The organism is Streptomyces scabichelini, assembly GCF_011045015.1.
Taxonomy (GTDB): Bacteria; Actinomycetota; Actinomycetes; order Streptomycetales; family Streptomycetaceae; genus Streptomyces; species Streptomyces scabichelini.
The window spans coordinates 1-10,807 of record NZ_JAAKZY010000303.1; the positions used below are offsets into that span (position 1 = coordinate 1).

The 10,807-nt window shown below is 71.3% G+C and carries 11 protein-coding genes; 3 read left to right on the top strand and 8 right to left on the bottom strand.

All coding sequences use genetic code 11. From position 1 onward, the window contains the following. Window positions 1–2,302: beta-xylosidase/alpha-l-arabinosidase (locus G5C60_RS46760; protein ID WP_165269728.1), on the top strand; the 2,302-nt coding region annotated here is incomplete at its 5' end. Window positions 2,303–2,304: 2 nt separating this feature from the next. Here G5C60_RS46760 and G5C60_RS46765 read toward each other — a convergent pair. The 4 genes from G5C60_RS46765 to tsaB are packed head-to-tail and all read right to left on the bottom strand — an operon-like array spanning window position 2,305 to window position 4,799. Further along, window positions 2,305–2,562, bottom strand: coding sequence for a hypothetical protein (locus G5C60_RS46765; RefSeq protein ID WP_165269730.1), 258 nt, complete (start codon window positions 2,560–2,562; stop codon window positions 2,305–2,307). Further along, window positions 2,559–3,650, bottom strand: a complete 1,092-nt coding sequence (tsaD, locus tag G5C60_RS46770) for a tRNA (adenosine(37)-N6)-threonylcarbamoyltransferase complex transferase subunit TsaD (RefSeq protein WP_165269732.1) — start codon at window positions 3,648–3,650, stop codon at window positions 2,559–2,561. Before tsaD ends, G5C60_RS46765 begins: the two co-directional genes overlap by 4 nt. Beyond that, complete coding sequence (gene rimI, locus G5C60_RS46775; RefSeq protein WP_165269746.1) at window positions 3,643–4,116, bottom strand: ribosomal protein S18-alanine N-acetyltransferase; 474 nt, start codon at window positions 4,114–4,116, stop codon at window positions 3,643–3,645. The genes tsaD and rimI overlap by 8 nt, the downstream gene beginning before the upstream one ends. 29 nt (window positions 4,117–4,145) lie before the next feature. Beyond that, on the bottom strand, window positions 4,146–4,799 hold the full coding sequence (tsaB, locus tag G5C60_RS46780) for a tRNA (adenosine(37)-N6)-threonylcarbamoyltransferase complex dimerization subunit type 1 TsaB (RefSeq protein ID WP_165269734.1): 654 nt from the start codon (window positions 4,797–4,799) through the stop codon (window positions 4,146–4,148). 121 nt (window positions 4,800–4,920) lie between these two features. Here tsaB and G5C60_RS46785 point away from each other — a divergent pair, with 121 nt between their 5' ends. Beyond that, window positions 4,921–5,475: a hypothetical protein gene (locus tag G5C60_RS46785; RefSeq protein ID WP_338146131.1), complete on the top strand. Its 555-nt coding sequence runs from the start codon at window positions 4,921–4,923 to the stop codon at window positions 5,473–5,475. A 26-nt stretch (window positions 5,476–5,501) separates the two neighbouring features. Here the strand turns inward: G5C60_RS46785 and G5C60_RS46790 are convergent, their stop codons facing one another. Beyond that, complete coding sequence (locus tag G5C60_RS46790; RefSeq protein WP_165269736.1) at window positions 5,502–6,431, bottom strand: LysR family transcriptional regulator; 930 nt, start codon at window positions 6,429–6,431, stop codon at window positions 5,502–5,504. Between the two features lie 121 nt (window positions 6,432–6,552). On the opposite strand from G5C60_RS46790, the gene G5C60_RS46795 reads away from it, so the two are divergent. Further along, a complete protein-coding gene (locus G5C60_RS46795) occupies window positions 6,553–7,056 on the top strand; it encodes a DapH/DapD/GlmU-related protein (protein ID WP_165269738.1) in 504 nt (167 codons plus the stop codon). 617 nt (window positions 7,057–7,673) lie between these two features. Here G5C60_RS46795 and tsaE read toward each other — a convergent pair. The 3 genes from tsaE to alr form a co-directional block, all read right to left on the bottom strand. After that, entirely contained in the window at window positions 7,674–8,207 is a 534-nt protein-coding gene (gene tsaE / locus G5C60_RS46800; RefSeq protein ID WP_165269740.1) for a tRNA (adenosine(37)-N6)-threonylcarbamoyltransferase complex ATPase subunit type 1 TsaE, read from the bottom strand. Beyond that, window positions 8,173–9,405 carry an alpha/beta fold hydrolase gene (locus G5C60_RS46805; protein ID WP_165269742.1) on the bottom strand — a complete coding sequence of 411 codons (1,233 nt, stop codon included), beginning with the start codon at window positions 9,403–9,405 and terminating at the stop codon, window positions 8,173–8,175. The genes tsaE and G5C60_RS46805 overlap by 35 nt, the downstream gene beginning before the upstream one ends. Before the next feature lie 70 nt (window positions 9,406–9,475). Then, window positions 9,476–10,621 (bottom strand): alanine racemase, encoded by a 1,146-nt coding sequence (gene alr / locus G5C60_RS46810; RefSeq protein WP_165269744.1) that lies wholly within the window; start codon window positions 10,619–10,621, stop codon window positions 9,476–9,478. Window positions 10,622–10,807: the final 186 nt, after the last annotated feature.

Genomic DNA, 10,807 nt, shown 5'->3' on the forward strand with positions numbered 1-10,807 from the left:
CTGGCGTGACCCCGCCCTGCCCGCCACCGCCCGCGCCCGCGACCTCGTCTCCCGTATGACCCTGGAGGAGAAGACCGCCCAGCTGTACGGGGTGTGGGTGGGCGCCGCCACGGACGGCGACGGAGTCGCCCCGCACCAGCACGACATGGCCACCGACTACGACTGGGACGAGCTGATCACCCGCGGCCTCGGCCAGCTCACCCGTTCCTTCGGTACGGCCCCCGTAGACCCGGCGCTGGGCGCGCAGGCCCTTGCCCGCGCCCAGCGCCGGATCACCGAGGCGGGCCGCTTCGGCATCCCCGCGATCGCCCACGAGGAATGCCTGGCCGGCTTCACGGCCTGGGGTGCGACGGCGTACCCCGTGCCGCTGGCCTGGGGTGCCACCTTCGACCCGGCCCTGGTCGAGGAGATGGCCGGGCACATCGGCCGCGACCTCGCCTCCGTCGGCGTGCACCAGGGACTGGCCCCCGTCCTGGACGTCGTCCGCGACCCGCGCTGGGGGCGGGTCGAGGAGACCATGGGCGAGGACCCGTATCTGGTGGGCACGATTGGCACGGCCTATGTCCGCGGTCTGGAGTCCGCCGGGATCATCTCCACGCTCAAGCACTTCGCGGGGTACGCGTCCTCCGCGGGCGCCCGCAATCTCGCTCCCGTACGGGCGGGTGTCCGGGAGTTCGCCGACATCACGCTGCCGCCCTTCGAGTTCGCGCTGCGCGAGGGCGGCGCCCGCTCGGTCATGGCCGCGTACACGGACACGGACGGTGTGCCGGCCTCGGCGGACCCGTACCTGCTGACCGAACTCCTGCGGGAACAATGGGAGTTCACCGGCACGGTCGTCTCCGACTACTTCGGCGTCGGCTTCCTGGAGACCCTGCACCGGGTCGCGGGAAGCCCGGCTCAGGCGGCGCACGCGGCGCTCGCGGCGGGCCTCGACGTGGAGCTGCCCACCGTCCGCTGCTACGGCGACGCCCTCGTCGCCGCCGTACGCGAAGGCACCGTCCCGGAGTCCCTGGTGGACCGCGCGGCGACCCGCGTCCTGCTCCAGAAGTGCGAGCTGGGCCTGCTGGACGAGGACTGGACGCCCGAGACCCGGGCCGTCATCGACCTGGACTCCCCGGAGAACCGCGCCCTCGCCCGCCGCATCGCGGAAGCCTCCGTGGTGCTGCTCTCCAACCCGGCCGGACTGCTCCCGCTGGCCCCGGACACGAGGATCGCCGTGGTGGGCCCGCGGGCCGACGACGCCCTGGCCATGCTGGGCTGCTACTCGTTCCCCTCCCATGTGGGCACGAGCCATCCCGACAAGCCCGTGGGCATCGAGATCCCCACGCTCCTGGAGTCCCTGCGCGTGGAACTCCCGGACGCCAAGGTCACGTTCACCGAGGGCTGCGACACCACGGACCCGGACACCTCCGGCTTCGAGGAGGCCGTGGCACGGGCCGCCGAGGCGGACGTCTGCGTGGCCGTGCTCGGCGACCGGGCCGGGCTCTTCGGCCGGGGCACCTCGGGCGAGGGCTGCGACGTGGCGGACCTCCGGCTGCCGGGCGTACAGCCGGAGCTGCTGGACGCCCTGACCGCCACCGGCACGCCCGTCGTGCTGGTCCTGCTCACCGGCCGCCCGTACGCACTGGGCCGCTGGGACGGCCAACTGGCCGCCTCCGTCCAGGCGTTCTTCCCCGGCGAGGAGGGCGGACCCGCCGTCGCGGGCGTGCTCTCCGGCCGGGTGAACCCCTCCGGGCGCCTCCCGGTCAGCGTCCCCAGGGAGACCGGCGGCCAGCCCTGGACGTACCTCCAGCCGCCACTGGGCCTGGCGGGCGACTCCAGCAACCTCGACCCGACCCCCCTGCACCCGTTCGGCCACGGCCTCTCGTACACCGACTTCACCTGGGAGGACGTCCAGGGCGCGGACGGCCCGCTGGCGGAGATCGGCACGGACGGTACGTACGACCTCTCCGTGACCCTCCGCAACACCGGCGCCCGCGAAGGCGCGGACGTCGTCCAGCTCTACCTCCACGACCCGGTGGCCCAGGTCACCCGCCCCGACGTCCGGTTGATCGGCTACCAGCGTGTCGAACTCGCGCCGGACGAGGCGAGCCGGGTCACGTTCCGCTTCCACACGGATCTCTCGGCGTTCACCGACCGTTCGGGCCGGCGGGTGGTCGAACCCGGCGCGCTGGAGCTACGGTTGGCCGCCTCCAGCGCGGACATACGGCACACGGCACGGCTGAACCTCACGGGACCGGTACGGGTGCTGGGCCCGGACCGGCGGTTGCGCTGCGAGACGGAGGTGTCGGCGGGGGGCTGAGTTCAGCTCACGGCCACCGATTCGAACCGCCACCTGTGCACCGCCCGCGCGACCAACTCCCCGTCAGGCTCGGGCAGTTCGGGAAGTTCGGCGTCATACGCGGCATCCCACCAGGTGATCACGAGCACCCGGTCCTGAGGAGCCCGCAGGATCTCCCGGCGCAGGGGCCGCGCCGGGAGGTCCTGCGCCCGCGCCCAGGCCAGCAGCTCCTCGCCCCGGCCGTCGACGGCGCGGGCCTCCCACATCAGCGCGACGGTCACGAGTAGAGGTTCTCCTTGCTCACCTCGTGCACATGATCATGTGTGCGCCCAGGGACATGCGGCTCCGTCACCGGCAGCGAGGAGTCCGCCGACAGGTCCCAGTCGGAGGCGGCCCGGTTCCGCGCCACCATCTCCGCGCCCAGCGCCGCCACCATCGCGCCGTTGTCCGTGCACAACTTGGGCCGCGGCACCCGCAGTTGAATACCGGCCGTCTCGCAGCGCTCCTGCGCGAGGACCCGCAGCCGCGAGTTGGCCGCCACGCCGCCACCGATCATCAGGTGCTCGACGCCCTCGTCCTTGCACGCCCGCACCGCCTTCCGGGTCAGCACGTCCACGACCGCCTCCTGGAAGGACGCGGCCACATCGCGCACCGGCACCTCCTCCCCCGCCGCCCGCTTCGCCTCGATCCAGCGCGCCACGGCGGTCTTCAGCCCGGAGAAGGAGAAGTCGTACGCCGCATCGCGCGGCCCGGTCAGCCCGCGCGGGAACGCGATCGCCTCCGGGTCGCCCTCACGTGCGTACCGGTCGATGACGGGACCGCCCGGGAAGCCCAGGTTCAGCACGCGCGCGATCTTGTCGAAGGCCTCGCCCGCCGCGTCGTCGATGGTCGCGCCCATCGGCCGTACGTCGGAGGTGATGTCCGAGGAGAGCAGCAGCGACGAGTGCCCGCCGGACACCAGCAGCGCCATCGTCGGCTCGGGCAGCGCCCCGTGCTCCAGCTGGTCCACACAGATGTGGGACGCCAGATGGTTAACGCCGTACAGCGGCTTGCCCAGCGCGTAGGCGTACGCCTTCGCCGCCGAGACCCCGACGAGCAGCGCGCCGGCCAGCCCCGGACCGGCGGTGACCGCGATGCCGTCCAGGTCCCTCGCGCTCACCCCCGCCTCCTTCAGGGCGCGGTCGACGGTCGGCACCATCGCCTCCAGGTGCGCACGAGAGGCGACCTCCGGCACGACGCCGCCGAAACGCGCGTGCTCGTCGACACTCGACGCGACCGCGTCCGCGAGCAGGGTGTTGCCGCGGACGATGCCGACGCCGGTCTCGTCGCAGGAGGTCTCGATGCCGAGGACGAGAGGTTCGTCAGCCATGGATCTCGGTTCCTTGTACGGAGGTTGAGGGATCTTGAAGGCGCATGACCAGGGCGTCGACATTGCCCGGCTGGTAGTAGCCGCGCCGGAAGCCGATGGGCTCGAAGCCGAAGCGCTCGTACAGCTTCTGGGCACGGATGTTGTCGATCCGGCACTCGAGCATCACCTCGGCGCACTCGAAGGCGGTCGCGGCCCGCAGCAGCTCGGTCAGGATCAGCGCACCGAGCCCGGTGCCCCACTGGTCACGGGCGACGGCGACGGTCTGTACGTCCCCCACGTCGCCGGAGGCGTGCAGTCCCCCGTACCCGACAAGCCGATCGCCGACCTCCGCCACGACATACCGCTTCGTCGCCGCCGGCCCCCGCGAATGGGCCAGCTCCGACCAGAACATGCCCCGCGACCAGGCGTCCTCAGGGAACAGGTCCCGCTCGAGGTCCAGTACGGGATCGATGTCCCACCAGCGCATCTCGCGCAGCACGGGAGTCACCACAGGAGTCACTTGGGGGTGACCACCTTGTAGTTCTTGGGCACCTGGGCGTCCGGTCGGCGCAGATAGAGCGGGCGGGGGGCCGGAAGCTCCTCGCCCCTCGCCAGCCTCTCCGCCGCGAGGGACGCCAGGGCCGCCGCCGAGACGTTCTCGGGCTCGTGCGCGTCCGGGAAGGTGTCGGGATAGAGGAGGGCGCCCGCGCCGACGGCGGGCAGACCGGCGACGGCCCCGGCGATCTCGGCGGGCCGGTCCACGGCGGGCCCGGTGACGCGCGTACGGGAATCGGAGTACCGCGCCCAGTAGACCTCCTTGCGCCGGGCGTCGGTCGCCACGACGAAGGGGCCCTCTATGTCGGCCGCGTACGCGAGGCCGTCGAGCGTGCACAGGCCGTACACGGGCACACCCAGCGCAAGACCGAAGGTGTCGGCGGTCATCAGGCCGACCCGCAGCCCGGTGTACGGGCCGGGGCCCACGCCGGCCACGATGCCGGTGACGGCGTCGAGCCGCAGCCCGGTCTCCGTGAGCAGCCGGTCGACGGCGGGCAGCAGCAACTCTCCGTGCCGACGGGCGTCCACCTGGCTCGACGAGGCGACGACGGACGTCCCGTCGTGCAGGGCGACGGTGACGGCGGAAGTGGCGGTATCCAGAGCGAGCAAGAGCACGCGAACAGCCTACGGCGCCCGAGCCGCAGGCACCGCCGCCCAGGTCCGGCGCGTGCCTGCTGCTACCGTCACGTCGAACTTCCACATGACATGTATGCCGTACGAGAGGTGGGCACCCAAGGTGGCTAGGAGCAGCTCGGGATTCGTGGCCGGGCTCACCGTGGCGGCGGTCGCCGCAGTCGGCTTCCTCGCCTACCAGGCATCGGCCAACGTGCCGGACACCCTGGGCGCACCGCAGCCCACCAAGTCCCCCTCGGTCGCCGCGTCGAAGTCCCCGCGCGACCAGCAGAAGCCCGTGGCGCTGCCCGCCAGGTCGGGCACCGGCCAGCGGGTCGTCTACTCGGTGGCCTCCGACCGTGTCTGGCTCGTCGCCGCGAGCGGCAAGGTCCGCCGCACCTTCGAGGTCACTCCCGGCACGGTCGACCCGACGCCCGACACCTACGCCGTCACCTCGCGCTCCGGCTCCATCACCGGCTCGGACGGCGTCCCCGTCGAACACGTCGTCCGCTTCGCAAACGTGGACGGCATCGCGGTCGGCTTCAGCGCGGCGACCGACGGCTCGACCCCCTCCCCCGACTCCACGAAGAAGCTCGGCGGCATCCGCGAGTCCCGCCCGGACGGCGACGCGATGTGGGAGTTCGCGACGATCGGCACGAAGGTTGTTGTCGTCGAGTAGGCGACCGCCGCGGTGAAACAGAGGGGTCAGGTGCACGCCCAACGTGGCACCCACACGTCATCAGGTGTCTCAGGCGCCGTCACGCGCAGGTGGTTGCGCAGCTCGGTCAGCACCGGGTGCTTGTCTCCTGTACGGAACAGCAGGGTGTGCGGGTACACCGGTGTCGGGTCGTGCAGGGGGATACGTCGCAGGTCGTGGCTCTGGGGCCACAGGTACCGGTCTCCGGCACCTACGAGGGTGGCCAGAGAAGCCGAGTCGGCCAGGGTGTCCATGAGGGCCTCGTCGCCGAAGTTGGGGCCGAGCGCGTCGATGCTCAGTCCGAACTCCTCGGACAGCGCTTCATAGAACGCCGACCACTCCGTGCCGGGTCGGATCCCGGGAACCCAGATGCGGTGCCCTGCAAGGTCGGCAGGTCTGATCGCGGGAGCGTTCGCAAGCGGGTGGGCGGGTCCGACCAGGAGCTGCACGGGGGCGTCCAGGAGTCGTTCGGCGCTGATTCCGGCAGGGACCTGGTCTGCCGGTAGCGCGCGGAAGGAGGCGTCGGCCGACCCCTTCAACACGGCCTGGGCCGCCTGGGCCGCGTTCTCCTGGCTCATGGTGACCGCGTCCAGGTTGGTCTCGGGGCGGGAGCGATAGAAGCGGTAGACGGCCTGGGCCGGGGCGATGCGCCGGTTGAGGACGTCGACCCGCAGGGGCCTGCTTCCTGGCCGCACGGCGTGCTCGGCCTGCTCGACGGCGGTCAGGACCTTCTTGGCATGGGGCAGGAAGACTTGTCCGTCCAAGCTCAGTCGGGATCCATGAGAGGTCCGCACCAGCAGTGCGACTTCGAGGTGTCTCTCCAGGCCCGCGATCCGCTTGGACACCGCCTGCTGGCTGATGCCCAGCTCGTCGGCTGCCGCCTGGAATTGCCCGCCGTTGGCTACCGCCACGAACGTCCGGACCGCTTCGACATCCATGTCCAGATCCTAGTGTCACAACCAACGGTTGTGACTGACGCTCCAACAGGTTGTTTGCTTGCGAGATCAAAGCGTTGATTCACTCCCAGCGATCACACGATGGTTGTCACTGGGAGATGGAATGGACTTCGCGCAGAAGGTGCAGCGGGCGATCGGCATGGCCGAGCGGATCAACACGCTCACGTATGCCCAGCAGGAGGAGATCCATAAGCGGTGGACCGAGCTCACCGGGCAGGCGGTGGACGGGACCTTCAACCTGATCCCGCCCGTCTACACCGACCATGGTGTGAATATCCGGGTGGGCCGCAACGTCTTCGTGAACCAGGGCTGCCGCTTCAACGACGTCGGCGGCATCGAGATCGGTGACGACGTGCTGCTCGGCCCGAACGTCAGCCTGATTTCCTCGGGGCACCCGCTGGACCCGGCAGAGCGGCGTACCGGAATCACGTCGGCTCCGATCCGGATCGAACGCAACGTCTGGATCGGGGCGTCCGCCGTGATCCTGCAAGGAGTGACCATCGGTGCTGACGCCGTGGTCGCTGCCGGTGCCGTCGTGACCCATGATGTTCCCGCCCGGAGCGTCGTCGCGGGGGTACCGGCGATGGTGATCAAGAAGATCGACTGAGTTCGCCAGGGCCCCTCCCGACAGCGCAGCAACGGTCCTGGCCTGGGCCCGGATTCAGCGGACACGCCCTGACGGGGCGCAGCCCCGTCGTCAGGGGCGCGGGGCTGTGCCGATTTACGACTCCGCCGCGCGGGCGCGACAAGCCACAACGAACCCGCAGCTCAGAACCGGCCTACCAGCGGAGCGCTCACGCAGCGCCGCGGTGCTGGAGCTCCTCCGAGCATGGACACCGCCCCGTCAGGGGCGCGGGGAACTGCGCGACCAGCCACAACGCACCCGCAGCTTGGAACCGCCCTACCAGCGGAGCTACGCCGCTTCGCGGTGCTGCCGCTCCCCCGGCGCAGGCGCCTGCGGGGCGGGGTCACGCGGAGGCGTGGACACGGCCCGAGCAGCGGCGCACGACGCAAGCAACTCACGCATGGACACCCCGCCAAGCTCCGCAGGACGACGCTCCGCAGGATCTTGTTCTGCAGTCGACATGGCCGCCTCCTGGGGCACCGGGAGCAGACGTGGTTAGGTAGACCTAACCAACACCGGTATCCATGTGAACACGCCGAAGCCACCAGACGCAACATCTTGCCGACGTCTTGTCGGAACGTCTCAGAACGGACGGGCCGTCAGGCCGACAGCGAGCCGAGGTCGACCGTCGCCCACCGCTCCCCGACCCCACGGAGCGTCACGTGCCGCACCTCGTCCGTGGTGTCGCCCACCGCCCGGTGAATGAGCACATGCAGCCGCTCCTCCGTCAGCTCCTCGACTTTCCCCTCGCCCCACTCCACGACGACCACCGAGTCGGTCAGCGAGACATCGAGATCGAGGTCCTCCATCTCGTCGAGCCCGCCCCCCAAGCGGTAAGCGTCGACGTGGACGAGCGGCGGCCCGTCACCGAGGGAGGGGTGCACGCGCGCGATCACGAAGGTCGGAGACGTGACAGCGCCCCGCACCCCGAGCCCTTCGCCGAGCCCCCGCGCCAACGTCGTCTTGCCTGCGCCGAGCTCCCCGGTGAGCATCACGAGATCACCGGCCCGCAGGAGCTTGGCCAGACGGCGGCCCAACTCCTGCATCTGCCCGGGGGAGTTGACGGTGATCTCGGTGGTGACGTCCGGCATCGGGGACTCAGCCAGGTTGTGCGGTGCTGCTGGTGCTTCCATAGCCACCCACCGTAGCGCCGGCCGGGACGGCTCCCGCGCGGGTGAGGAGGTCGGCGAGGCGGTCCGTGACGACCTCCGGGTGCTCCAGCATCACCAGATGCCCGGCGTCCGGCACGAGCACCAGCTCCGCGTCCGGCAGCAGGTCCGCGATCGCCTCGCTGTGCTCGCTCGGGGTCACCAGGTCCTTGACTCCGGCCAGGACGAGGACGGGCAGCTCGGCGAAGTACGCCAGCGCCTCCGTCTTGTCGTGGTCCGCGAACGCCGGGTAGAACTCGGCGACCACGTCGATCGGCGTGCCCTCGATCAGCCGCTCCGCGAACCGCGCGACCGCCGGGTCGATGTCACTGGACGCGAACGAGTACCGCTTGATGATCCCCGCGAACAGGTCGGCCGTGGCCCGCCGCCCCTTCTCCACCAGCTCGGCCCGCTGCCCCAGCGCCTTCAGCACACCGGGCAGAACGCGCCGCACCGCGTTGACGCCCGCCACCGGAAGCCCGAAGTTGACCTCGCCGAGCTTTCCCGACGACGTACCGACGAGCCCGACACCGACCACGCGCTCCCGTACGAGGTCGGGGTACTGGTCGGCGAGGGCCATCACCGTCATGCCGCCCATCGAGTGGCCGACGAGCACAAGCGGACCCTCGGGCGCGGCCGCGTCGATCACGGCCTTCAGGTCACGGCCGAGCTGCTCGATGTCGATGGGCACGTCGTCCTGGACCTGGGCGACCCCGCGTCCGGAGCGGCCGTGGCTGCGCTGGTCCCAGTGGACGGTCCGTACGACACCGCGCAGGGCGGCCCGCTGGAAGTGCCAGGAGTCCTGGCTGAGGCAGTAGCCGTGGCTGAAGACGACGGTGACGGGGGCCGGGGCCTTGCGGCCGAACAGTCTGCGGCGGCGGGGGGTGAGCGTGGCGTCCTGCTCCACGTCGTCGACCTCGTAGTACAGCTCCGTGCCGTCGTCCGCGGTCGCCGTGCCGGGCATGCCGCGCAGTGCGCCGTACGGACCGGCCGAGTCGAGTGCGAGCCGGGCCTTTCTGCGCATGCCGCGGCCGACGGTGAGCCGCTCTATCGCGACTCCGGCGGCGGCGCCCGCGGCGACGACGCCTATCGCGGCGCCCGCGATGCCCGCTTTACGCCAGTTCCCGGCGTTCCCCGTGGCGGAGACCGCCGAGGCGACGGCCTCCGCCTTGCTCTCGCTCACGTACTGCTCCTTCTTCGCCGGTGTGTCGTCCGGGGATCCGCCCCGGAAAGCTCAGTACCCGTCTTGTTCGTTATTCACTATTCACGTAGACGCGCGGCACGCGGGTTCCGATCCGGGTGACGATTTCGTACGCGATCGTGCCCGCGGCCCGGGCCCAGTCCTCGGCGGTCGGCTCACCCTCGTCGCCCGGCCCGAACAGCACCACGCGCTCGCCGACGGCCGGCTGGTCCCCGCCGAGATCGACGGCGAACTGGTCCATCGCGACCCGGCCCGCCACCGTCCGCCACTTCCCGCCGACCAGAACGGGCCCGGTGCCGGAGGCGTGGCGCGGGATCCCGTCCGCGTACCCGACGGGCACGAGGCCGAGCGTCGTGTCACCCGGCGTGACGTAGTGATGCCCGTAACTGACGCCGTGTCCCGCCGGAACGCGCTTCACCAGCGCGAGCGACGCCGACAGCGTCATCACCGGGCGCAGCCCGAGATCGGCCGCGGTGCCGAGCGCGGGGGCGGGCGAGATGCCGTACGTCGCGATTCCGGTGCGTACGAGATCGAAGTGGGTCTCGGGGAGTGTGAGCGTGGCGGGCGAGTTGGCGATATGCCGCACCTCCGGCCGTACGCCCTGCCCCTCCGCATACGCCACCATCTCGCGAAAGGCGGTCAGCTGGGCCCCGATGGATGGATGTCCCGGCTCATCGGCACACGCGAAGTGCGACCAGAGCCCCGTGACGCGGATGAGCCCCTCGGCCTCGGCGCGCAGGGCCTCGGCGACCAGCTCGGGCCAGTCACGGGGCTGACATCCGTTGCGCCCGAGCCCGGTGTCGGCCTTGAGCTGAACACGAGCGGTACGGCCACCCGCGGCGCGCGCGGCCTGAATCGCCTCCCGCAACGCCCAGAGACCACTCACTCCCAGATCCACATCAGCCTCGATGGCCTCGCGCCAAGGGCCGCCCGGTGTCCACAGCCAGCACATGATCCGGCCCCCCAGCCCCGCCTCCCGCAGGGCCAGCGCCTCCTCGGGCGTGGCCGTGCCCAGCCAGCTGGCACCCGCCCCGAGGGCCGCCCGGGCACACGGCACCGCCCCGTGTCCGTACGCATCGGACTTCACCACCGCCATCAGGGCGGCAGCCGGTGCGTAGGCGCGCAGGGTCCCCACATTGGCCACCAGTGCAGCCAGATCAATCTCGGCGCGGGCCCGCGCGGGCGCTGTCTCATTCATCGCGCCCAGTGTCTCAGAGGCCACTGACACCCTGACCGGGGCAGCGCCCCGTAAGGGGCGCGGGGAACTGCGCGCCCAGCCACGACGGCCCCGCAGCCGACAAACGAACCCGGGGGGCCTGGGGGCACAGCCCCCAGTTCCGGGAAGGGGCGGGCCTGGGGAAGAAAAACCCCCACCTCAGCCCAC